We start from the raw sequence: 21,512 nt of genomic DNA, 5'->3' as shown, positions 1-21,512 counted from the left end.
GATTTCATGTCGAAGACTTATCAGCGCATCGTCCTGGCCTCCCGCCCGCAGGGGGCCGTGACGCCGGACAACTTCCGCCTGGAAACGGCGGATATCCCCGAACTGCAGGACGGCCAGGTGCTGGTGCGCAACCATTTCCTGTCGCTCGATCCGTACATGCGCGGCCGCATGAACGAGAGCAAGTCGTATGCGCAGCCGCAGCCGCTGGACGAGGTGATGATCGGCGGCACGGTGGGTGTGGTGGAAGCCTCCAAGAACCCGTCGTTTGGCGTGGGCGACAACGTGGTCGGCATGTTCGGCTGGCAGGAAGTGGGGGTGTCGGACGGGCGTGGCATCCAGAAGGTCGACACGCGCCACATTCCGCTGTCGGCGTACCTCGGCTCGGTCGGTATGCCGGGCGTGACGGCGTGGTACGGCCTGAACAAGATCATGCATCCGAAGCCCGGCCAGACCGTGGTGGTGAGTGCCGCCTCGGGCGCGGTGGGCAGCGTGGTTGGCCAGCTTGCCAAGCTCAAGGGCTGCCGCGCCGTGGGCTTTGCCGGCGGCAAGGACAAGTGCGACTACGTGGTCAACGAGTTGGGCTTTGACGCCTGCATCGACTACAAGGCCGCCAAGGACCCGAAAGAGCTGTACCAGATGCTCAAGGCCGCCACGCCGGACGGCATCGACTCGTACTTCGAGAACGTCGGCGGCGCGATCCTGGACGCGGTGCTGCTGCGCATGAACGCCTTCGGCCGCATCGCCATGTGCGGCATGATCGCCGGCTACGACGGCCAGCCGCTGCCGCTGCAGAACCCGCAGTTGATCCTGGTATCGCGCCTGACCATCGAGGGCTTCATCGTCTCCGAGCACATGGATGTGTGGCCGGACGCGCTGCGCGAGCTGGGCGGCTTCGTGGCCCAAGGCAAGCTGAAGTTCCGCGAGAGCGTGGCCGAAGGCCTGGCCAGCGCGCCGGAAGCCTTCATGGGCCTGCTCAAGGGCAAGAACTTCGGCAAGCAACTGGTGAAGCTGGTCTGACGTTGTAGCGTCAACCCGCGGACTGTCAATCGCTTGACAGTCCGCCGGGCGAGGGCCGTCACAGAATGGCCCCACCCACAACGACTGCGTGAAGGAGACACCATGAACGCACCCGACACCGCGCACGCCAAGCGGCCCGATGACATGGCCAGCAACCTCAGCCCCGAGGCCGCTGCCCGCTACCGCAACCTGCCGCGCCCGCCGCAGTTCGCCACCGTGGCCGAGGAGCGCCTGCACCGCAAGCAGCGCCTGGCGGCGGCGTTCCGGCTGTTCTCCAAGTTCGGCTTCGACGAAGGCGTGGCCGGGCACATCACCGCGCGCGATCCAGAGCACCAGGACAGCTTCTGGGTCAACCCGTTCGGCGTGCATTTCAGCCAGGTGACGGTGTCGAACCTGATCCGCTGCGACCACCACGGCAACGTGGTGGAGGGCGACTACCCCGTCAACGCAGCCGCCTTTGCCATTCACTCGCGCGTGCACCAGGCGCGGCCCGATGCGGTGGCGGCGGCGCATTCGCACAGCACCTACGGGCGCGCATGGTCGACGCTTGGCCGTAAGCTCGCTCCGCTCACGCAGGACGTCTGCGCCTTCTATGGCGACCACGCGCTGTACGACGATTTCGGCGGCGTGGTGGTCGAGCTGGATGAAGGCCAGCGCATTGCCGAGGCACTCGGCGACAACAAGGCCGCCATCCTGCAGAACCATGGCCTGCTGACGGTCGGCAAAACGGTCGACGAGGCGGCATGGTGGTTCATCACCATGGAGCGCTCGTGCCAGGTGCAGTTGCTGGCCGAAGCGGCCGCAGCACGTACCGGCCAAGCGCCGCGCACGATTTCCGATGCCGCGGCACGGCAGGCGTATTCCATCGTCGGCTCGGCGCAGGCGGGTTGGTTCCAGTTCCAGCCGCTGTACGCGCGTATCGTCAAAGAGCAACCCGATCTGCTGGACTGATCGGCTTTTCAATCACCCGGAGCGCCCATGACGGATTTGATCCTGCATCACTACGCCACCTCGCCGTTCTCGGAGAAGGTGCGCCTGATCCTCGGCTACAAGGATTTGCCGTGGAAGTCCGTCACGGTGCCCGTCATCTTGCCCAAGCCGGACGTCCTGCCGCTCACCGGCGGCTATCGGCGCACGCCGTTCCTGCAGATCGGTGCGGACATCTACTGCGATACCGCGCTGATCGCGCAGGTGCTGGAGTCGATCCATCCACTGCCCAAGCTGGTGCCGTCCGAGCACGCGGCAGCGGTATTCGCCATGGCGCAGTGGGCCGACACGACGCTGTTCTGGGCGACGGTCAGCTACGTGACGCAGCCGGCGGGGTTTCAGAGCCTGTTCGGCAGCCTGCCGGAAGCCTTCGTCAAAGCCTTCATCGAAGACCGCAAGGCCATGCGCGAGGGCGGTACCGGCATGCGTACGCCGCTGCCAGAGGCCACTACTACGCTGCATGTGTTCCTGGCCCAGCTTGAGCGCCAGCTCGCCACCGGCGAGCGCATCTTCCTGTTCGGCGACCAGCCGACGGTAGCCGATTTTTCCGTCTATCACTGCCTATGGTTCATTCGCCGCGCGACCGCCGTGGCGGGCATGCTCGACGCGCATCCGGACGTGGTGGCGTGGATGCACCGCGTGGCTGGCCTCGGCCACTCGCAGGCGCAGCCGATGGAGCCGGCCGAGGCGATCGATATCGCCCGCGCCGCCACGCCGCGCGCGCTGACCGAGCAGGATGCCCCTTTCGATATGCGCTATGGCCTGGAGAAAGGCACGCGCGTCACCGTGGCCGCAGTTGACTATGCCGTCGATCCGATCGAGGGCGAGCTGGTCGTCTCCACGCGCGACACCGTGGGCGTGCTGCGCGAGGATGCGCGCGTTGGCCAGGTGGTGGTGCATTTTCCGCGCGTGGGTTACGCCGTGCGCAAGGTCGAAGCGGCAGGCTGACACGGCGCTGCCATTTCGATCGCATTTCATGACAACAACACGAGAGAGACACGTATGAAGCAATTCGCAGGCGGCGTGGCCGTCATCACGGGTGGTGCGTCGGGTTTCGGCAAGGAGTTCGCCAAGATCGGCGCCGGGTTGGGCATGAAGCTGGTGCTGGCCGATATCCAGCAGGACGCGCTGGATGCCGCTGTGGCCGAGTTCAAGGCGCAGGGCGTGGAAGTGATCGGCCTGCGTGTCGACGTGTCGAAGGTGGAAGAGGTGCAGGCGCTGGCCGATGCCGCCATCAAGACGTTCGGCAAGGTCAACCTGCTGTTCAACAATGCGGGCGTCGGCTCCGGCGGCCTGGTGTGGGAGAACACCGAGCGCGACTGGGACTGGGTGCTGGGCGTGAACCTGCACGGCGTGATCCACGGCGTGCGCATCTTCACCCCGCTGATGCTGGCCGAGGCCAAGAAAGACCCGTCGTACGAAGGGCATATCGTCAACACCGCGTCGATGGCAGGGCTGCTGAACGCGCCGGCCATGGGCATCTACAACGTCTCCAAGCACGCCGTGGTGGCGCTCACGGAATCGCTCTACCAGGACCTGAGCCTGGTGACCGAGCAGATCCATTGCTCGGTGCTGTGCCCGTACTTTGTGCCGACCGGCATCACGAAATCACACCGCAACCGCCCCGAGGATCTCGCCAATACCGCGCCGCCCACCAAGTCGCAGCTCGTGGCGCAGGCCATGTCCGACAAGGCCGTCAGCTCAGGCAAGGTGACCGCCGAGCAGGTCGGCCAGATGACGTTCGATGCGATCCGCGACGCCGGTTTCTATATCTACTCGCACCCGCATGCGCTGGCGCCGGTGCAGCACCGCTTTGAAGACATCGTCTCGCAGCGCAACCCGTCCGACCCCTTCGAGGGCAAGCCGGACGTGCGCGCGCGCCTTGTCGAAGCGCTGCGCGACTAAGCCAACGCCTGACTCCGGAGCCGCCATGACTACCGCTACCGCCGCCGCAGTTCCCATTGCGGAATCGCAATTTGCCGACCTGCCCAACGGCACGCGGCTGCACTACGCCAGCGCAGGACGGCGCGGCGCGCCGCTGATGCTGTTCGTCCATGGCTTCCCGGAGTTCTGGTACGAATGGGAGGCGCAGCTCGCGGCCTTCGGCGACACGCACTATGCCGTGGCGCCGGACATGCGTGGCTTCAACCTGTCGAGCAAGCCGGCGGCGGTGGAGGCCTATCGTCCCAAGCTGCTGGTGCAGGACTTGGTGCAGTTCATCGCCGCGCTCGGCTACGAGCGCGGCGTCGTGGTGGCGCACGACTGGGGCGGCGCGATCTGCTGGAATCTCGCCATCCAGCATCCGGAGCTGGTCGAGCGGCTGGTGATCGTCAACTCGCCGCATCCGTGGGTGCTGGCCAATGCGCTGCTGAGCGATCCGGCGCAGCAGGCCGCATCGGCCTACATGAACTGGCTGCGCAAGCCGGGTTCGGAAGCGGCGCTGGCCGCCAACGAGTTCGAGAAGCTGGAGGGCTTCTTCCACGGCATGGGCCAACCCGTGGCCGAGTGGTTCACGCCGGAGGTGCGCGCGCGCTACCACGCGGCCTGGAGCCAGCCGGGCGAGGGCGGCTCGCACGGCCTCACGGGCGGGGTGAACTACTATCGCGCCTCGCCGCTGCATCCGCCCGAGGAGGGCTCGGCAGCGCTGCGCATCGACCAGATGCCGCCTGAGGCCTTCGTCATCAAGGTGCCCACGCTCGTCATCTGGGGCGAGAAGGACATGGCGCTACCGAAGGGGCTGCTCGACGGGCTGGATCGCTTCATTCCCGATATGCGGCTCGAGCGCATTCCCGAGGGCACGCATTGGGTGGTGCACGAACAGCCGGAGCGGATCACCGCGTTGATTCGGCCGTTTGTTGAGGCACGCTGATTATTAAAGAGCGTTGCCCAATCGAACATTGTGTGATGCATGCACCATTTTGGGAGCATTCCGATAGGGTGGGTGCGCGTGGGTGCCTAGGATCGGCCGCGGCTGAATTTCAAGCCGTCTCTGATCCAAGGCAATATGACAAGAAAGATTGCACTCCGTCCCGTTACACTTGCCGCTTCGCTGCTCCTGAGCGGCCAGGCCTTCGCCGTCGGCGAAGGCACAATCAATAGCGGCGCTGGCTCCATCGCCAAAGATGGCGCCAAAACCACGGTGACCCAGTCCAGCGACAAGATGATCGTCGACTGGAACAACATGGATGTGTTGAAACAGGAAACGCTGAACTTCAACCAGAAGAACAGCAATGCCTCCGTGCTCAACCGCATCCATTCTGCCGATCCGACGCAGATCCTGGGCGCGCTGAACGCCAACGGCAACGTGTTCATCGTCAACCCGAACGGCGTGCTGATCGGCAACGGCGCCACCATCAACGTCGGCAACCTGGTTGCGTCGTCGCTGGACATTGCCGACGATGACTTCAAGGCCGGCAAGCTCAACTTCAAGGGCGAAGGCAAGGGCCGCGTGGTCAACGAAGGCCAGATCACCGCCAAGGGCTCGGTTGCCCTGTTGGGTGGCGCCGAGGTGACCAACGACGGCACCATCAAGACCTTGGGCCTGGGCGATGTCGTGTTGGCATCCGCCAGCGACGTGACCCTCGCATTCAGCGACTCGGGCCTGAACGTCAAACTGAACAAGGACAGCCTGAACGCGCTGGTCAAGAACGGCGGCGTGATCGCCACGGCTGACGGCAGCGTGAAGCTCACCGCCTGGGCGATCGATGCGCTCACGCGCAGCGTGATCAACAACACGGGCACGATCGAAGCGACCGCGATGAGCCTCGGTGTGGACGGCACGATCTCGCTGGAAAGCGTTGGCAGCGGCACCGTAGATATCGGCGGCACGCTCACGGCTAAGCGTGACAACACCTCGCGGCCCACCCCCGGGTACTTTGGTGGCGCAGGGCTGGCCAGCATCAAGGCAAAAGGTGACGCTGTTCACGTGCATGACGATGCATCGCTGCGGGCGACCGGTTCTTACCTCAGCAACGAGATTGCCCTGAACGCCAAGGCACACAACGGTTACGTGAAGCTCGACAAGGCAACGCTGAGTGCCGACAACGTCAACATCACGGCAGACAACGTCCTGACGGGCGAGGGTGACCATCGCCCGACCTTCGAGGCCCAATACGCCTTGCGTGGTATGCAGGTTGCCGTCAACGCGCAATCGGCTGACCAGAGCTTCAGCGTCGGCGATGCCAAATACGACGTCGACGGCCTGACGGCGGGGCGCGGCGTGATCAACGAGGGGTTCGTTCGTTCGGCAAGCACTAGCGCGAAGCTGTACGTTGGCACCCAGCGTGGCGATATTGCCATCAACAATGGCAACTTCAACTACGGCGACCTCGCGTTGGCCAGCGACAGCGGCAACATCCTGCTGAATACGAAGGTGACTGCCGGCTCACTCCAAGCGAGGACGGGGGGCGGCATCGAGCAGGCCGTGGGTGCCGACATCAACGCGACGCGGCAGGTTACGCTGGCGGCCGGCGAGAACATCGCGCTGCGAGGCGGCGTGACAGCATCGAACGTCGATCTGCATGGCAAGAACATCCGAGTCAGTGCAAACATTGATGCCAACACGCTGGGTCTTGCCGCTGACTCCGTCACGCAGGGCAGCCATTCGCGCATCACGGCAGAGCGACTCGAACAACGGCGAGGCGACCTTGACCTTTCGCAAGGCACCAACCAGATCGGCAGCATGACGCTGCAAGGCCGTTCTGCAAACATCAAGACGGCGGGCGATACGTCGCTCGAACATGCTCGGCTTTCGGGCGATCTGACGCTCGCCAGCAGCCGGGATCTGACGGTTCACCAAGCCGGCGTTGAAGGCGACGCTTCGCTGAAGGCGCAAGGCGACGTCAGCGTCGGTTGGTTGGGCGCGAACGGCAACATCGACATCCAAGGCCAGAATGTCAAGAACAAGTCGACAGGCCAAAGCAGTGGGTGGGGATTTGGCGGGTCCGACAGCAATGTGTCGAGCCGCGGAGATGTCAGCATCACGGCCAAAAACGACATCGACCTGGGCACGGTTTCCGGCGCCAACGCGACGCTGGCCGGCGGTGGCAAGGTGACGTTGCAGAATCTGCATGTGGGGCGTGATGCCAGCATCAGCGCAGGCGAGCAAGGCATCCTGTTGAAGACCGATGTGGAAACTGGCCGCGACCTGACGCTGAAGACCGTTGGCGATATCACCAAGGGCACGAACGGGCGCTTCAACGTTGGCGGCGATTTGACATACGACGTGTCGGATGTCAGCAAGGTCACGTATGAAAACGGTCAGGCTGTCAAGCCGCAGGTGCGTGGCAAGATCATCGACCCGCGCAAGCAGGACGATGGCTCGAAGGACAATCCGGATGCCGGCACGCAGCCGAATCCGGAAGACCTGATGAAGAACGCTCACCAGGCATTCGAGGCCGCCATGGCGGAAGCCCAGCGCGCCTACGAAAAGGCGAAGACAGATGCGCAACAGACGCTGATGGATGCGCTGCGTAACGCGGGCGACAACCAGACGGCGTTCTATGACGCGTATCGCCGCTTCGGGGAGACTCTCCAGCAGGCCGAGCGCGCCCGCATCGACGCCTTCCAGCAAGCCCGCCAGGCGTTGCAGGATGCGCTTGCGCAGTTCTGGCAGTCTCAACAGCAGCAACCGCAGTTCAGGCAGGCTGAGCAATTCTCGTATCGCCCCTTCGCATAACGGCCTAGGGTAAAAGCAGCCCCCGCACACCTTGCCGTGAGCGGGGGTTTTTTTCATGGTGAGGCGTGTTATCCGGCAGCGTCGGCGCATTTGAGACCGTTCCGATGGGATACCGCCGCCCGAGGCCATATTGTCAGCCCCTGGCTGCTTTCGCGTTTCTCACCTTTGTCCTTACCTTTCCGTCTGGGGCAGCGTTTTCATCGTGCTCCCACCGGCGGCATTCCGTCATGCATCACTCTTCCAAATGGCTGGCATCGTGGATGCTGGCCTCCGGCATGGCCGGCCTGTCTTCTGCGGCGCGTGCGCAAGCGGCTCCGCTCATGCCGCCTCGTGATTTGCCTTCCAGTGGATCGCTCCTGCGGAACAACCCAGGTTTGAATGCCCCAGAGGCGCCCCAAGCCAGTGATGATGCCGCCGCCAAGACACCGGTGCCGGCGCTCACCGGCCCCGAGGCGGCCCAGGGAGCATCCTTTCATGTCAGCCGCATCGAGGTGCAGGACCTGCCGGATGGCGCCCAGGCCGGCGTTGCGAACATCACCGCCACCTACAAGGATCAGCAACTGACGCTGGGGCAACTGCGCGACATTGCCGCGCAAGTCACGCAGGTGCTCGTCGAGCACGGCGAGACCCTGAGTTACGCGTCGATCCCGCCGCAAAAGATTCAAGACGGTATCGTCAAGCTGCGCATCGTCAAAGGGCGTCTGGAGTCCTTGACGCTGGGCCAAAACAAGTCGCTGGTCTCCGACAAGGTCTTGCGTGCCTATCTGCGCCGGGCCGAGCAGCACACAGGCAATCTGCCCGCGCTGCAAGACCAGTTGCTGCTGCTGTCCGATTTGCCCGGCGTGGGCGGGGTGTCGCCGCTGTTGGCGGCCGGGCAGACTGCCGGCGGCACCGCCATGACCATTGAGACGGAAGCCGCGCCACGCGCCGACGTGATCGCACTGGCCGACAATGCCGGCTCGGCAACCACCGGCCGCAACCGCATCGGCGCGCAGGTGAGCGTCAACAGCCCGCTTGGGCTGGGCGACCGATTCCAGGCCATCGCCTATGCCGCGCCAGACGTGCTCCAGTTCAATCACGACGGCGATCGCGGCCGCACTACGATCGGCCGCGTCTCGTATGATTTGCCGGTCAATGCGTCAGGCACGCGCGTCGGCGCGGCCGTATCGCGGGTGGACTACACACTGGGCGGGCGCTACCGCGACATGGGGCTCGGTCACGCCAACGTGTTCAGCCTGTACGCGAACCAGCCGCTGGTCCGCACGCGCACGCGCAGTCTGAACCTCGGCGCCACGCTCGATCAGAAGGAAATGCGCGACACCTTCGTCGGCGACCGCAACAAGCGGTCAGCCCAGGTGCTTGGTGTGCAGATCTCGGGCGACTTGCGTAGTGCGTTGGGTAGCATGCCCACCGTCGTGCAATATCAGGCGGGGGCAAGCTATGGCCGCTTGCACAACCCCGACCGGTTCTATGGCGCGCGCACCAACGGCCGCTTCCTGAAAACCACGCAGAGCGTGAAGGTGCTGCAAGGTGTCCGGCCCGGCGTGTATGTGGATCTGTCCGCCAACGCCCAGCAGACCAGCCGCAACCTGGATGGCGCCGAGAAGATGGTCCTGGGCGGTCCGAACGCCGTGCGCGCCTACAGCAACGACATGGTGAGCGCGGACAGCGGCCTGGTCGCCTCCGCCACGCTCAACGTGGCCGTGCCTCAGGTGAAAGGCCTGACGCTGCAGGCGTTCTACGACGTGGCCCAAGCCAAGGTGCAGAAGTTCAACAACCGCTCCACACACGTGGAGATGAGCGGCTACGGCGTCGGCGCCAGCTACACCGTCAACAAGCGCGCCGTCATCAACGTCAGCGTCGCGCGGCCGAACGGGCATACCAACCTCGGCCAGCGACCCAGCGGACAGGTCTGGGTCAGCGCGGCCATCCGCTTCTGAGTTACATCGTTTCGGCCAGCATGCGGCGGTAGTCCTCCGCCGTGGCCACACGCGGGTTGGTCTTGTGGCAATGGTCGAGCAGGGCGCCCTCCACCACGTGCTCCAGCACGTCCTCGGTGACGCCCATCTGGCGCAGGCCGGTAGGCAACCCGAGCCGCGCCGTCAGGTCATGCACGGCCTGGGCGAGGTCCGCGTCGGCCGGCAGATTCATCACGCGGCGCATGCGCGCATAGCGGTTGTCCCGCACCACCGATTCCGCCGTCGCATTGAAGCGCAGCACCGCCGGCAGCACCACCGCGTTGAGCGTGCCATGGTGCAGCCCCGTCTTGCCGCCCACCTTCACGCCGCCCAGCGGGTGCGACAGCGAATGCACGCAGCCCAGCCCCTTCTGGAACGCCATCGCGCCCTGCATGGAGGCGCTCATCATGTTTAGCCGCGCATCGCGGTCGGAGCCATCATGCGTGGCGCGCTCGATGTTGGCCCAGGCGCGCTCCAGCCCGTCCAGCGCGATGCCATCGGCGGGCGGGTTGAAGGCGGGGGCGAGGAAAGTCTCGATGCAGTGCGCGATGGCATCCATGCCGGTGGCGGCCGTCAGCATCGGAGGCAGGCCCAGCGTCAGTTCGGCATCGCAGATGGCCGACTTGGGTAGCAGGTGCCATGAGTGGAAGCCGAGCTTGCGGCCGTCCTCCAGGATGATGATGGCGCCGCGCGCAACCTCGCTGCCGGTGCCGGCGGTGGTCGGGATGGCAATCAGCGGCGCCGCCGCCTCGGTGATCTTTGCGCTGCCACCCTCAATGGTGGCGTAGGTGGTGAGCGATTCCGGATGCGTTGCCGCGATGGCGATGCCCTTGGCCAGGTCGATCGATGAACCGCCGCCGATGGCGATCAACCCGTCGCAGCCGGCGTCCTTGTACTGCGCCGCAGCCTTCAGCACCATCGCCTCGGTCGGGTTGGAGGGCGTCTCGTCGAACACGGTGACGGGCAGACCGCCGGTGGCATCGATGGCGCGCTGGGCCAGGCCCGCTGCCGCCACGCCTTTGTCGGTCACGACCATCGGCCGGCGGATGCCGACGCGCGCGCACTCGCTCTTGAGTTCGTTGAGGGTGCCGAAGCCGAGGTGGACGTGGGTGAGATAGAAGATGAGGGCCATGCGCTGTCTCCGAGGTCAGTCCGTCTTGTCTTGCGGACGTGGTTCAATGGATACTCCGATGATAGCCAAATTAGAACGATCGTTCAGTTCTCGTCTTCCATGCCGTCTCTCGACCCGCACGTCGCCCAGTTGCTCGACCTGGTGGCGCGTGCCAAGCGCCCGCCGCTGAACCAGCTCGATCCGGCCGACGCCAAGATCGCCTACGAAAAAAGCAGCCCCATCGTCGACATCCCGACCATTCCGCTTGCGGCCGTGCATGACCTGGCCGTCACCGCGCGTGATGGCTACGCCATCCCCATTCGCACCTACGCCGCGCGCGAAGCAAGCTGGGCCGATCCGCTGCCGCTGCTGGTGTACTTCCACGGCGGCGGGTTTACGGTCGGTAGCATCAAGACGCACGATGCGCTGTGCCGCTCGCTGGCCGCCAAATCCGGGGCGATGGTGCTGTCGGTCGACTACCGGCTTGGGCCCGACTGGAAATTCCCGACCGCTGCAGACGACGCCTTCGACGTGCTGCAGTGGGTCTTCGACGAGGCCGCGACGATCGGTGCTGATCCCACGCGCATCGCCTTTGGCGGCGACAGCGCGGGCGGCACGCTGGCCGCCATCTGCACCATCGAGGCGCGCAATCGTGGCCTGGCGCCGGTTCTGCAACTGCTGGTCTATCCCGGCACCACGGCGCGCGAGACCACGCCGTCGCACCGCGAGTTCGCTGAGGGCTACCTGCTTACGCACGAGATGATCGGCTGGTTCTTCGCCCAATACCTGCGCACCGACGCCGACCGTGACGACTGGCGTTTCGCTCCGCTCGACGCTGGCGGGCAGGGCGCCGACGTGCACGGCGTGTGCCCCGCGTGGATCGCCGTGGCCGGTTTCGACCCGATCCGCGACGCCGGCATCGGCTATGCCGACAAGCTGCGTGCCGCCGGCGTGCCGGTCGAGCTGAAGCGGTATGACGGCATGATCCACGACTTCTTCAAGATCGGCCGCTTCGTGCCGGCCGTTGAGCACGCCCACCAGGAAGCCGCCGATGCGCTGCGCCGAGCGTTCGGCACCGAGACGGAGTAGACAGACGCATGGCCATCGAGGATTTCCATCACTGCACGCCGCTGCGCGTGCGCTGGGCCGAAGTCGATGCACAGGGCATCGTCTTCAACGGCCATTACCTGCTGTATGCCGACGTGTGCATCACGGAGTACTGGCGCGCGATCGGCGTGCGCTACCCGACCGACGTGGTGGACACCTTCGGCGTCGATTTCTACGTGGTCAAGTCCACGCTGGAATACCATGCGTCCGCGCGCTTTGACGACGAGCTGGACCTGCGCTGCCGCGTGGCGCGCCTGGGCCGCTCGAGCATGCGCTTCATCATCGAGATGTATCGCGCGGACGAGCACCTCGTCACCGGCGAGGTCATCTACGTGTGCGCCCGTCCAGCCACACACATGGCCACGCAGACGTCCGCGCCCGTGCCCGACACGTTGCGCGAGCGCATCCTCAATTTTGAAATCCTGAAGCCTGAAACATGACTGCCCCCGAATCCGTCCGCCTGCTCGCCGGTGTTGAAGTCGACCGCTGGGACGCCGTGCGCGAAGAAGCCCGTGCCATCCGCTACGACGTGTTTGTCATTGAGCAAGGTGTGCCCGTTGAACTCGAATGGGATGAATGGGACGACCAGTGCTGGCACGCGCTGGCGCGCGACACCGCCGGCCGCGCCGTGGCCACCGGCCGCCTGCTGCCCGACGGCCATATCGGCCGCATGGCGGTGCGCCAGGAGGCGCGTGGCACGGGCGTCGGTGCGCGCGTGCTGGACGCGTTGATCGACAAGGCCCGTGAACTGGGTTACCCCGAGCTGGTGCTCAACTCGCAAACCCACGCGATGCCGTTCTATGCGCGGGCCGGCTTCACGCCGGAAGGCGACGAGTACGAAGAGGCCGGCATCCCGCACCGGACCATGCGCCGCGTGCTGTAACCCAGAACTACACGTTGATCGCGCCGGCGGCCCGCACAATGGCCGTGATGGCTGCCTGCGCCGCCGGCGACGAGGTCCTGCCGCGCAAACGCACGATGCCCGTGCTGGACGGTGGCGACAGCCAGCCCTGCACGACCAGCCGGATGAGTGTTCCCGATTCCAGCTCCTCCGACACCGCCGCGTCCGTTGCGCCAAGGACGGTATCGGTGGTGAGCGCGATCGTCTTGAGCACGCTGTAGTTGTCGCACTCGAGTGCAATGGCGGCTTCCTGGCCCTCCGGCAGACCCAGCAGGGCGGCCAGCTCCACCTTCGACGGGCTCAGCAGCTTCGGCACCGCGAGGCCATAGGTCCAGACCTCCCGCAGCGTATGTTCGCGCCCGGCCAGCGGGTGGCCGGCCCGCACATAGAGGTTGGGCGGCTGGCCGCCGATCAGCTGGATGTCCAGCGCGGCGTCTTTCGGCATGTCGCGCACGTCGGCGGCAAAGAACTCGATGCTCTCGGTGCGCAGGCTTTCCAGCAGCTGCACCCAGTTGCCGACCTCCATGCGCAGTGCTACCTGCGGGTGCTGGCGCCGTAGCTCGCGCAGCGCTTGCGGCATCAGGGTGGCGGTCAGCAGGGGGCCCACGCCGAAGGCCGTGTCGCCCAACTGGCTGTCGCGGTACAGATCGACGTCACGCTGCAGGCAGCGCGCCTCGAACAGCAGTTTGCGCGCCCGCTCGATGACGAATTCGCCAGCGGGCGTGGGGCGCACGTCGCCGGTTTCGCGGTCGAACAGGCGTACGCCCAGGTCGTCCTCGATGGCCTGGATGCTGCGGCTGAAGGCGGGCTGGCTCAGGTGCACCTGCTCGGCGGCGCGGGCGAAGTGCAGGGTGTCGGCCAGGGCAACGACGTGACTCAGGCGGCGCAGATCCATGGCGTTGCGTCCGGTGCATTGAATGAATACCCATTATGCATTGGACGCATTGAAATGCCACTCCTAGGATCGTCTCCATAACAAAGCGAGAGGAGACGCCCCGCAATGAGTTCGCAACTGCAATACCTGTTGATTAGCGCCTGCATCCTGGGCTTGGGCGCCATGGAGTTCATCACCCGGCGCTACCAGGCCACCGTGCGTGGCAATGCCACAGCCAACGACACCTGGCTGGAAGTGCTGATGTTCGTCAGCCTGATTGCCATCACCCAGCCGATCGCGCTGCTGGGCAGCAACGCCCTGTGCAACTGGCTGATCCCCGCGCAGCACAACGCGTGGTCCCACTTGCCCTGGTGGGCCATGGCCGGCCTGCTGCTGGTGGGCGACGACCTCACGCAGTACCTCTGGCACCGCGCTTCGCATTCGCCGCTGCTGTGGCCGCTGCACCGCGCGCACCACAGCGCGTCGTACATGAGCGTGCGCATCACCTACCGCAACAACTTCTTTTATTACCTGATGATGCCGGGCCTGTGGATCGGCGGTGTGGCGGTGTACCTGGGCTTCGGCGAGGTCTACGCGGTGTATCTGGTGGTCAAGCTGGCCGTCATCCTGGGTGCGCACTGCGCCTGGGCGTGGGATGCGCCGCTGTACCGCATCCGCGCGCTGCGTCCGCTCATGTGGGTGCTGGAGCGCACCATCTCCACGCCGGCCACGCACTGGGCCCACCACGCGCTGACCAACGAAGACGGCATCGGCCACTACAAGGGCAATTTCGGCAACCTGCTGTTCTTCTGGGATGTGCTGTTCGGTACCGCCCATATCACGCGCAAATACCCGGCCAAGATCGGCCTGCAGGACGACATCCTGTTCGGGCCCGAGCGCTGGACCGCGCAGATGTTCTATCCGCTGGTGCACTCCAGGCGCGAGCATTCCGCGCTGCGCCCGGGCGGTGCCGCCATGACCGAGGCGGACGAGCTGGCCGCCGCCAAGCAGGAGGCCGCATGAACGACCGCGCCTCTGTCCAGGCGATGCTCGACGCGCGCCTGACCGACGTATTCGCCGCACAGCAGCGCGCGCATCTGCAGGACATGCTGCCCAGCGCCGACCAGCGCCAGCAGCACCTGCGCCTGTTGCAACGCCAGTTGCTGCGCTACCAGGACGTGCTGGCCGACGCCATCTCGGCCGATTTCGGCGGCCGCGCCGTGGCCGAGACCCAGATGCTCGACGTGCTGCCCACCGCGCTGGCGATCCGCCATGCGCGCAAGCACCTGGCCCGCTGGATGCGCCCGAGCCGACGCCGGCCCGAACTGCTGTTCGCCACCAACAGCCTGCGCGTGACCTACCAGCCCAAGGGCGTGGTGGGCGTGATCGCCACGTGGAACTTCCCGGTCTACCTGTCGATCGGGCCGCTGGCCACGGCGCTGGCCGCCGGCAACCGCGTCATGATCAAGATGCCGGAGACCACGCCGCGCACCAATGCCACGCTGCGGCAGATGCTTGGCGAGGTCTTTGCCGACGACCACGTCGCGCTGTTTGGTGAGGAGCAGGAAGACCCGAATGCCTTCACCGCGCTGCCGTTCAACCACATCGTCTTTACCGGCTCGCCACGCGTGGGCAGCCTGGTGATGGAGCAGGCCGCGCGCAACCTGACGCCGGTCACGCTGGAGCTGGGCGGCAAATCGCCGGCCATCGTGCTGCGCGACTACTCCGTGCAGGAGGCCGCGCGACGCATCGCGCACGGCAAGGCCACCAACGGCGGGCAGATCTGCGTGGCGCCGGACTATGCGCTGGTGCCGCGCGAGCACATCGGCGCCTTCGTCGAGGCGGTCCAGCAGACCTTCTCTGGGCTGTATGGCATGCACGTGCAGGACAACGCCGACTACACCGCCGTCTCCACCGACCGCCACGCCGCGCGCATCCGCAGCCTGCTCGACGACGCCCGCGAGAAGGGCGCCACCGTCGTCTCCTGCGGGGACAGTGACCGTAGCCGCCGGATGGCACTGCAGATTGTCACGGGTTGCACGCCGGACATGCAGTTGATGCAGCAGGAGATCTTCGGCCCCGTGCTGCCGGTGGTGGCCTATGACACGCTGGATGACGCGATCGAAATCGTGCGCAGCCGGCCACGTCCGCTCGCGCTGTACTGCTTCAGCCACGATGCCGCCGCACGCGAGACGTTGCTGACCCGCACGCATTCCGGCGGGGTGACGATCAACGACTGGGGCTGGCATGCCGCCAACCACGACGCGCCGTTCGGCGGCACCGGGCAATCGGGCATCGGCAACTGGCACGGCGAGGAGGGCTTCCGCGAGCTGTCGCACGCGCGCACGGTCTTCAAGCGGCACCGCTTTTTCCCGATTGACCTGTTCTATCCGCCCTATGGCCGGCGCCTGCAGGCATGGGCGCTGAAGTTCAATCTCGGCACTGGCGATGCTTCGGTGCGTCGGCCATTCTAGATAGCATCGCGACCTTTTCGAGACCCGGACATGGCTTCCTCGACTTCCCGCACGGTGCTGATCACCGGCGCCGCCGGCAACCTTGGGCGCGCCGTCGCCCAGGCGTTTGCCGCCCAGGGTGACAGGCTGATCCTGCTGGACCTCCAGCAAGACCGGCTGGCCACCGCGTTTGGCGCGTCGAACGACCAGCAGCAACTGGTGGCGGTCAACCTGCTCGACCGCGCCGCCACCGAGGCTGCGGTGGCGGATGCCCAGGCGCGCTTCGGCCCGGTGAAGGCGCTGTGCCACCTGGCCGGCGGCTTCCGCATGGGCGAGCCGCTGCATGAAACATCCGATGCCACCTGGGATTTCCTGCTGGACCTCAATGCCCGCTCGCTGATCCATATCGCCAGCGCGGTCGTGCCACAGATGCTGGCCAGCGGCGGCGGCAAGATCATCACCATCGGCGCGAACTCGGCGGGCAAGGGACTGGCGCACATGGGGCCATACATTGCTGCCAAGAGCAGCGTGATCCGCTTGACGGAGGCCATGTCGGCGGAACTGCGCGAGCGCGGCATCAACGTCAATTGCGTGCTGCCGAGCATCATCGATACGCCCGAGAACCGCGCAGCCATGCCGAATGCCGATCCGGAAAAATGGGTCAAGCCGCAGGACCTGGCGAGTGTGATCGCCTTCCTGGCCTCCGACGCGGCGCGCGCCGTGCATGGCGCGTCCTTGCCGGTGGTCGGGCTGAGTTGAGCCGAGGGGAAAGGTCGGGCCGTGTTAGGGCAGATCAGGGCAGATCGGCCTGGGTGACCGTGTCGAGCACGCCCAGGTAGCGCGTCTCGCCGATCTGGCCTTGCGCGTCGAAGCGGCGCTCGGTCACGTCAAAGCAGCCGTCGTGGCGGATGCGCACGATGGTGCTGGCGCGCGTGCCATAGCGCGGCGAGCGGATGAAGGCCGCCGACAGCAGCTTCTCCCACTCCGGCGCCACGCCTGTGGCGGGCAGGGCGCCCGTCGGTGCTTCGCGCGTTTCGGCCAACAGATTCAAGTAACGCGCCACATCGAGTGCATTGCCATGCCGGCCAGTGTCTGCCGCCAGCGCCTCGGCAAAGGCAGCCATGCGATGCCGCACCTTGAACCACGGCGTATCGAGCAGCGCGTTGGACAGGCCATACACGCCGGGTGACAGCTTGCGCGGCGCGTCGGCACGGTTGCTGGTCCACCAGAGTTCGTCGCGCGTGGCGGTCAGCAGGTTGTAGCCGTTGTAGGCGCCGTTGCGGGCGGTAAGGCTGTCAAGGTACGTGGGAATCGATGCCTCTTCAGCGGCCAGGAAATTGGCGACCAGCTCGCCGCGCGAGCGCGCATCGGGGCGGCGTTCGGACGGCGCGCGGTAATTGGTGAGCGCGGCAAAGCGCCCGTCTCGCGTCATGCCCATCCACGTGCCCGCGTGGCCGACCACTTGGGCCAGGTCTCGCCCGGCCAGCACGTGGGGCGCGTCGCTCCACCACGCCAGCGGCGCGGCGGGGCGGTCATAGAATTCGTCCCGGTTGGCGGCCACCACCAGCGCATACGCGGGGTGGGCATGCCAGGCCGTGAGAATCAGGCACATAAGCACTTCCTTTGAAAATGCCGGGCGACACGTCGATGTGACGATCTGTGTCGCGCGGGCTTCGGCCAAGCATAGCAGCCTGCCGAACTTTTGCGATGACGATTGCGCAGCCGCCCTGCCTAGTTGCTTTCGAGATCGACGAAAAGCTCGGCGTGGCGCTCGCCCGCCGCGAATTCGCGCGGGCCGCCGGTCTCCCATAGCCCTGCGAGCGTGGCGGCAAAGGCGGGCGGGATATCGTGATAGCACTCCATCCACGTCGCCATGCCGTCGTGCACTTCGGGGCGGCGCATCAGCGTGCCGGACACGCCGGTCGCTTCTTCCACCGTGTCGAGCCAGCGCTGCCAGCGCGGCAGGGCGGCGCCAGCGTCGCGCTCGGCGATGCGGAAATAGACGAACAGGTGGTCGGCCATGGCAGCCTCGCAGGTGGTGTGTGGGGGATCAGGCGCCAGATCAGGCGCTTTCGGCGACGGGAATCGCGTAGGGCAGCGTCTGCAGGGTCAGCAGCGGGCCGTCGGCCGTGGCAAGGTGGATGGTGGTGTCCACGGCGTCGAGCTTGAGTTCGACCAGCAGGTCGGTGCCACCGCCCGGCGCCATCGCTGCATTGACGACCATGCCGCACGGCTGGTTCGGATCGGCCGCGCTGAAAACCTCGGCGCCAGCGGAGGTGGGCGCACCCACGTGCGCGCGGTACATGCGCCGCTTGAGCGTGCCACGATACTGGCTGCGCGCCACCACTTCCTGGCCCGGGTAGCAGCCCTTGCGGAAATCCACGCCGCCCACCAGTTCCAGGTTCACCATCTGCGGGACGAACTGTTCTTGCGTCGGCAGGGTGATCGACGGCACGCCCGCCTGCAGGGCGAGCCAGTCCCACACCTCGGTGCCGACCAGCGACAGGCGCGCGGCCAGCGTCTTCCAGGCTTGCTGGAAGTGATCGGTATGGACCATCCATTGATAGCGCGGGCGGCCGTCGGCATCCGGCAGACGGATCACCGCGCCGACCTGCTGGCCGACCGTGACCGGCTGCTGCGCCACCGCGTAGACCGCATCGGATTCCGGCAGGACGGCACCGGCCTCGCGCAGCGCGTCGGCCGCATCGGGGCCTGCCACGCAAATGGCGACAAACTCGTCCATCGGCCGCAGCTTGGCCTTGGCGCGCAGCACGAACATCGACAGGCGCTTGGTGATCGCCGGGGCGATCAGCTTGTCGGTCTGCAGCACGACGGTATCGGCCTGGCGCCACATCAGCAGCGTGGCCAGCAGGCGGCCCTTGGCCGAGCAGTAACCGGCCAGCCGCGCCTGGTTTGGCCCCAAGCCGGTCACGGCGTTGGTCAGCTGGTTGTGCAGGAATTCCGCCGCATCGGCGCCTTCGACGGCGATGCGGGCAACATTGGTCGGCGGGCACAGCACGCTGCCGTGCGTGGCGGCGTCAAACTGCACGTCGAGCAGCGGAAAACTCAGCGTATCGACGAAATCCTGGAAAACATCATTCATGGTGTGCAGGTGGCCGGAGATTGACCCGGTATTATATGAGGCTGTCTGAAGCGCATCTTGAGCGCTTCCAATCCATTTCAAGAGTACGGATAAGACTCATTGTCGAGGACATGGGCCGGTTCCGTACAGCAGATTACAGAACACGATGATCTCGTTTTTCAAGCGCTTGCTGTTGCTGGTGATCCTGATCGGTCTGGCGGCGGCGGGTGGCGTGGTGTGGTGGGCCCAGCAACCGGTGAGCCTATCCGCCTCGCCGCTGGAAGTGGTGATCAAGCCCAATTCGAGCGTGACGTCGGTTGCGCGGCAATTGGGGACCGGCGGGGTGGGCGTGCAGCCGCAGCTGTTCTCGCTGGTGGCGCGCGCCATGGGCAACGCCAAGAACCTCAAGGCCGGCGGCTACGCGTTCGAGACCGGTGCGACGCCGCTGTCGATTCTCGACAAGATGGCGCGCGGCGAGGTCACGCATTACGTCGTCACCGTCATCGAGGGCTGGAGCATGCGTCAGATGCGCGCTGCGGTCGATGCGGAACCGGCGCTCAGGCACGAGACCGCCGGGCTGTCCGATGCCGACCTGATGCGCAAGATTGGTGCCCAGGAGGCCAACCCGGAAGGCATGTTCTTCCCCGACACCTACCTGTTCGCCCGTGGCAGCAGCGATGTTGAGCTGTATCGCCACGCCTACCAGACCATGCAGAAGCGCCTGGCTGATGCCTGGGCCCGCCGCGCGCCCGACCTGCCATACAAGACGCCGTACGAGGCGCTGACCATGGCCTCCATCGTCGAGAAGGAGACCGGCCAGAAGCAGGACCGGCCGATGATCGCCTCGGTGTTCATCAACCGCCTGCGCAAAAACATGCTGCTGCAGACCGACCCGACCGTGATCTACGGCATCGGCGCGGGCTTCGATGGCAATCTGCACAAGCGCGACCTGCAGACCGACACGCCGTACAACACCTACACCCGCATCGGCCTGCCGCCGACGCCGATCTCGCTGCCGGGCATGGCGTCGCTGGAGGCGGCGATGAATCCGGCGCCGTCCAACGCGCTGTACTTTGTCGCGCGCGGTGACGGCAGCAGCCAGTTCTCGACCAACCTGACGGACCACAACCGGGCCGTCAACAAATACCAGCGCGGCCAACCATGACTGGCAAGTTCATCACATTCGAAGGCATCGACGGGGCGGGCAAGAGCACGCACCTGGCGTGGTTCGCCCAGCAGTTGCAGGCCAGGCTGGCGCCACAGGGCAAGCAGGTGGTCGTCACGCGCGAGCCGGGCGGCACGCCCCTGGGCGAACGCCTGCGCGAGGTGCTGCTGCACGAGCGCATGCACCTGGAGACCGAAGCGCTGCTGATGTTCGCCAGCCGCCGCGAGCACATTGCCGAAGTGATCCAGCCTGCGCTTGAGCGCGGCGACTGGGTCATCTCCGACCGCTTTACGGATGCCACCTTCGCCTACCAGGGCGGGGGCAGGGGTCTGGCCATCGACCGGCTCGAAGCGCTGGAGACGTGGGTGCAGCAGGGCCTGCAGCCGACCAAGACGATCCTGTTCGACCTGCCGCCCCAGATCGCCGCCGCGCGCCTAGCCGATGCGCGCACGCCCGACAAGTTCGAAGCCGAATCCGCCCAATTCTTCCTGCGCACGCGCGCCGAATACCTGCGCCGTGCGGCAGCCGAGCCAGAGCGTTTCTTCGTCGTCGACGCCAACCGCGAGCGCGGCGATATCCAGAAAGACTTAGAGCAATTGCTGGCAACGCTTTGATCTTGCAGGCAATTTCTATAACCGAAACAATGGTTTCACGGCGAGATTTCGCATCCATAACCTGACGCAACCCATTGATTCATGATGCTTTATCCGTGGCAATCCGCTGACTGGGCGCGCCTGCAGGCGATGCGGGCAACGCTGCCGCACGCCATCCTGCTGAACGGCCAGGCCGGCACCGGCAAGCGCGATTTCGCCATGCACTTCGCGCAAGGGTTGCTGTGCGACACGCCCGCTGCTGACGGCCAGCCGTGCGGGACCTGCGCCGCGTGCAACTGGTTCGTTCAGGGCAACCACCCGGACTTCCACCTTGTGCGCCCCGAGGCCATGGAAGAGGCGCCCGAGACGGAGAAGGATGCCGAAGGCAAGAAGAAGGCGCCCAGCAAGATCATCCGCATGGAGCAGGTGCGCAACCTGATCGAGGCGGTCGGCGTAGGCACGCACCGGGCCGGCTTGCGCGTGGTGGTGCTGTATCCGCTGGATGCCCTGCAGACCGAGGGGGCCAACGCGCTGCTCAAGACGCTGGAAGAGCCGCCGCAGAACACCGTCTTCCTGCTGGTGACGGA

20 protein-coding genes and 1 pseudogene are annotated in these 21,512 nt (G+C 65.9%); 16 read left to right on the top strand and 5 right to left on the bottom strand.

All coding sequences use genetic code 11. From position 1 onward, the window contains the following. Nucleotides 1-6 precede the first annotated feature (6 nt). The 7 genes from QZ609_RS10300 to QZ609_RS10270 all read left to right on the top strand — a co-directional run bounded on the left by QZ609_RS10300 (nucleotide 7) and on the right by QZ609_RS10270 (nucleotide 9,621). Nucleotides 7-1,017, top strand: coding sequence for an NADP-dependent oxidoreductase (locus QZ609_RS10300; RefSeq protein ID WP_295493984.1), 1,011 nt, complete (start codon nucleotides 7-9; stop codon nucleotides 1,015-1,017). 102 nt (nucleotides 1,018-1,119) lie between these two features. Further along, the gene (locus QZ609_RS10295; protein ID WP_295493982.1) at nucleotides 1,120-1,968 is read left to right on the top strand and encodes a class II aldolase/adducin family protein; all 849 of its coding nucleotides are present in this window, start codon (nucleotides 1,120-1,122) and stop codon (nucleotides 1,966-1,968) included. 27 nt (nucleotides 1,969-1,995) lie between these two features. Further along, nucleotides 1,996-2,952 carry a glutathione S-transferase family protein gene (locus tag QZ609_RS10290; RefSeq protein WP_295493980.1) on the top strand — a complete coding sequence of 319 codons (957 nt, stop codon included), beginning with the start codon at nucleotides 1,996-1,998 and terminating at the stop codon, nucleotides 2,950-2,952. 54 nt (nucleotides 2,953-3,006) lie between these two features. After that, on the top strand, nucleotides 3,007-3,909 hold the full coding sequence (locus tag QZ609_RS10285; RefSeq protein ID WP_295493978.1) for an SDR family oxidoreductase: 903 nt from the start codon (nucleotides 3,007-3,009) through the stop codon (nucleotides 3,907-3,909). Between the two features lie 25 nt (nucleotides 3,910-3,934). Beyond that, the gene (locus QZ609_RS10280; protein ID WP_295493977.1) at nucleotides 3,935-4,873 is read left to right on the top strand and encodes an alpha/beta hydrolase; all 939 of its coding nucleotides are present in this window, start codon (nucleotides 3,935-3,937) and stop codon (nucleotides 4,871-4,873) included. A 135-nt stretch (nucleotides 4,874-5,008) separates the two neighbouring features. Beyond that, entirely contained in the window at nucleotides 5,009-7,681 is a 2,673-nt protein-coding gene (locus QZ609_RS10275) for a filamentous hemagglutinin N-terminal domain-containing protein (RefSeq protein WP_365901327.1), read from the top strand. A gap of 374 nt (nucleotides 7,682-8,055) precedes the next feature. Further along, entirely contained in the window at nucleotides 8,056-9,621 is a 1,566-nt protein-coding gene (locus QZ609_RS10270) for a ShlB/FhaC/HecB family hemolysin secretion/activation protein (protein WP_295493974.1), read from the top strand. Nucleotide 9,622: 1 nt separating this feature from the next. Here QZ609_RS10270 and QZ609_RS10265 read toward each other — a convergent pair whose 3' ends face one another. Further along, the gene (locus QZ609_RS10265) at nucleotides 9,623-10,771 is read right to left on the bottom strand and encodes an iron-containing alcohol dehydrogenase (protein WP_295493972.1); all 1,149 of its coding nucleotides are present in this window, start codon (nucleotides 10,769-10,771) and stop codon (nucleotides 9,623-9,625) included. A 99-nt stretch (nucleotides 10,772-10,870) separates the two neighbouring features. On the opposite strand from QZ609_RS10265, the gene QZ609_RS10260 reads away from it, so the two are divergent. Genes QZ609_RS10260 through QZ609_RS10250 form a run of 3 tightly spaced genes read left to right on the top strand, consistent with a single transcriptional unit; the run spans nucleotide 10,871 to nucleotide 12,740 of the window. Then, the gene (locus QZ609_RS10260; protein ID WP_295493971.1) at nucleotides 10,871-11,839 is read left to right on the top strand and encodes an alpha/beta hydrolase; all 969 of its coding nucleotides are present in this window, start codon (nucleotides 10,871-10,873) and stop codon (nucleotides 11,837-11,839) included. An 8-nt stretch (nucleotides 11,840-11,847) separates the two neighbouring features. Then, the gene (locus QZ609_RS10255) at nucleotides 11,848-12,297 is read left to right on the top strand and encodes a thioesterase family protein (RefSeq protein WP_295493970.1); all 450 of its coding nucleotides are present in this window, start codon (nucleotides 11,848-11,850) and stop codon (nucleotides 12,295-12,297) included. Then, nucleotides 12,294-12,740: a GNAT family N-acetyltransferase gene (locus QZ609_RS10250; protein ID WP_295493969.1), complete on the top strand. Its 447-nt coding sequence runs from the start codon at nucleotides 12,294-12,296 to the stop codon at nucleotides 12,738-12,740. The genes QZ609_RS10255 and QZ609_RS10250 overlap by 4 nt, the downstream gene beginning before the upstream one ends. A gap of 7 nt (nucleotides 12,741-12,747) precedes the next feature. On the opposite strand, the gene QZ609_RS10245 is transcribed toward QZ609_RS10250, so the two are convergent. Continuing rightward, entirely contained in the window at nucleotides 12,748-13,653 is a 906-nt protein-coding gene (locus QZ609_RS10245) for a LysR family transcriptional regulator (RefSeq protein ID WP_295493968.1), read from the bottom strand. A gap of 105 nt (nucleotides 13,654-13,758) precedes the next feature. On the opposite strand from QZ609_RS10245, the gene QZ609_RS10240 reads away from it, so the two are divergent. From QZ609_RS10240 to QZ609_RS10230, 3 genes are read left to right on the top strand one after another with little or no spacing between them, the layout of a single operon-like run. Beyond that, a complete protein-coding gene (locus tag QZ609_RS10240; RefSeq protein WP_295493966.1) occupies nucleotides 13,759-14,655 on the top strand; it encodes a sterol desaturase family protein in 897 nt (298 codons plus the stop codon). Then, nucleotides 14,652-16,106: a coniferyl aldehyde dehydrogenase gene (locus tag QZ609_RS10235; RefSeq protein ID WP_295493964.1), complete on the top strand. Its 1,455-nt coding sequence runs from the start codon at nucleotides 14,652-14,654 to the stop codon at nucleotides 16,104-16,106. The genes QZ609_RS10240 and QZ609_RS10235 overlap by 4 nt, the downstream gene beginning before the upstream one ends. Before the next feature lie 30 nt (nucleotides 16,107-16,136). Continuing rightward, nucleotides 16,137-16,844 (top strand): SDR family NAD(P)-dependent oxidoreductase, encoded by a 708-nt coding sequence (locus tag QZ609_RS10230; RefSeq protein WP_295493963.1) that lies wholly within the window; start codon nucleotides 16,137-16,139, stop codon nucleotides 16,842-16,844. 34 nt (nucleotides 16,845-16,878) lie between these two features. Here the strand turns inward: QZ609_RS10230 and QZ609_RS10225 are convergent, their stop codons facing one another. The 3 genes from QZ609_RS10225 to QZ609_RS10215 form a co-directional block, all read right to left on the bottom strand. After that, nucleotides 16,879-17,697: an NRDE family protein gene (locus tag QZ609_RS10225; RefSeq protein WP_295493961.1), complete on the bottom strand. Its 819-nt coding sequence runs from the start codon at nucleotides 17,695-17,697 to the stop codon at nucleotides 16,879-16,881. A 119-nt stretch (nucleotides 17,698-17,816) separates the two neighbouring features. Continuing rightward, nucleotides 17,817-18,107: a DUF4936 family protein gene (locus QZ609_RS10220; RefSeq protein ID WP_295493959.1), complete on the bottom strand. Its 291-nt coding sequence runs from the start codon at nucleotides 18,105-18,107 to the stop codon at nucleotides 17,817-17,819. Between the two features lie 40 nt (nucleotides 18,108-18,147). Continuing rightward, nucleotides 18,148-19,188: a folate-binding protein YgfZ gene (locus tag QZ609_RS10215; RefSeq protein WP_295493957.1), complete on the bottom strand. Its 1,041-nt coding sequence runs from the start codon at nucleotides 19,186-19,188 to the stop codon at nucleotides 18,148-18,150. Between the two features lie 145 nt (nucleotides 19,189-19,333). Here QZ609_RS10215 and mltG point away from each other — a divergent pair, with 145 nt between their 5' ends. From mltG to QZ609_RS10200, 3 genes and pseudogenes are all read left to right on the top strand, one after another. Continuing rightward, nucleotides 19,334-20,332, top strand: a complete 999-nt coding sequence (gene mltG, locus QZ609_RS10210) for an endolytic transglycosylase MltG (protein ID WP_295493955.1) — start codon at nucleotides 19,334-19,336, stop codon at nucleotides 20,330-20,332. Beyond that, entirely contained in the window at nucleotides 20,329-20,946 is a 618-nt protein-coding gene (tmk, locus tag QZ609_RS10205; protein WP_295493953.1) for a dTMP kinase, read from the top strand. The genes mltG and tmk overlap by 4 nt, the downstream gene beginning before the upstream one ends. Nucleotides 20,947-21,027: 81 nt before the next feature. After that, a pseudogene (locus QZ609_RS10200) lies at nucleotides 21,028-21,512 on the top strand (DNA polymerase III subunit delta'); the annotation flags it as partial.

Source organism: uncultured Ralstonia sp., from assembly GCA_913056305.1.
Lineage (GTDB): Bacteria > Pseudomonadota > Gammaproteobacteria > Burkholderiales > Burkholderiaceae > Ralstonia.
Note: the sequence above shows the minus strand (reverse complement) of the source record. Positions and strands in the feature narration are given on the sequence as shown.

Excerpts from the sequence above, each read along its gene's own strand:
- QZ609_RS10300 (WP_295493984.1), top strand. The coding sequence starts at position 7 with ATGTCGAAGACTTATCAGCGCATCGTCCTGGCCTCCCGCCCGCAGGGG.
- QZ609_RS10295 (WP_295493982.1), top strand. The coding sequence starts at position 1,120 with ATGAACGCACCCGACACCGCGCACGCCAAGCGGCCCGATGACATGGCC.
- QZ609_RS10290 (WP_295493980.1), top strand. The coding sequence starts at position 1,996 with ATGACGGATTTGATCCTGCATCACTACGCCACCTCGCCGTTCTCGGAG.
- QZ609_RS10285 (WP_295493978.1), top strand. The coding sequence starts at position 3,007 with ATGAAGCAATTCGCAGGCGGCGTGGCCGTCATCACGGGTGGTGCGTCG.
- QZ609_RS10280 (WP_295493977.1), top strand. The coding sequence starts at position 3,935 with ATGACTACCGCTACCGCCGCCGCAGTTCCCATTGCGGAATCGCAATTT.
- QZ609_RS10275 (WP_365901327.1), top strand. The coding sequence starts at position 5,009 with ATGACAAGAAAGATTGCACTCCGTCCCGTTACACTTGCCGCTTCGCTG.
- QZ609_RS10265 (WP_295493972.1), bottom strand. The coding sequence starts at position 10,771 with ATGGCCCTCATCTTCTATCTCACCCACGTCCACCTCGGCTTCGGCACC.
- QZ609_RS10260 (WP_295493971.1), top strand. The coding sequence starts at position 10,871 with ATGCCGTCTCTCGACCCGCACGTCGCCCAGTTGCTCGACCTGGTGGCG.
- QZ609_RS10255 (WP_295493970.1), top strand. The coding sequence starts at position 11,848 with ATGGCCATCGAGGATTTCCATCACTGCACGCCGCTGCGCGTGCGCTGG.
- QZ609_RS10250 (WP_295493969.1), top strand. The coding sequence starts at position 12,294 with ATGACTGCCCCCGAATCCGTCCGCCTGCTCGCCGGTGTTGAAGTCGAC.
- QZ609_RS10245 (WP_295493968.1), bottom strand. The coding sequence starts at position 13,653 with ATGGATCTGCGCCGCCTGAGTCACGTCGTTGCCCTGGCCGACACCCTG.
- QZ609_RS10240 (WP_295493966.1), top strand. The coding sequence starts at position 13,759 with ATGAGTTCGCAACTGCAATACCTGTTGATTAGCGCCTGCATCCTGGGC.
- QZ609_RS10235 (WP_295493964.1), top strand. The coding sequence starts at position 14,652 with ATGAACGACCGCGCCTCTGTCCAGGCGATGCTCGACGCGCGCCTGACC.
- QZ609_RS10230 (WP_295493963.1), top strand. The coding sequence starts at position 16,137 with ATGGCTTCCTCGACTTCCCGCACGGTGCTGATCACCGGCGCCGCCGGC.
- QZ609_RS10225 (WP_295493961.1), bottom strand. The coding sequence starts at position 17,697 with ATGTGCCTGATTCTCACGGCCTGGCATGCCCACCCCGCGTATGCGCTG.
- QZ609_RS10220 (WP_295493959.1), bottom strand. The coding sequence starts at position 18,107 with ATGGCCGACCACCTGTTCGTCTATTTCCGCATCGCCGAGCGCGACGCT.
- QZ609_RS10215 (WP_295493957.1), bottom strand. The coding sequence starts at position 19,188 with ATGAATGATGTTTTCCAGGATTTCGTCGATACGCTGAGTTTTCCGCTG.
- mltG (WP_295493955.1), top strand. The coding sequence starts at position 19,334 with ATGATCTCGTTTTTCAAGCGCTTGCTGTTGCTGGTGATCCTGATCGGT.
- tmk (WP_295493953.1), top strand. The coding sequence starts at position 20,329 with ATGACTGGCAAGTTCATCACATTCGAAGGCATCGACGGGGCGGGCAAG.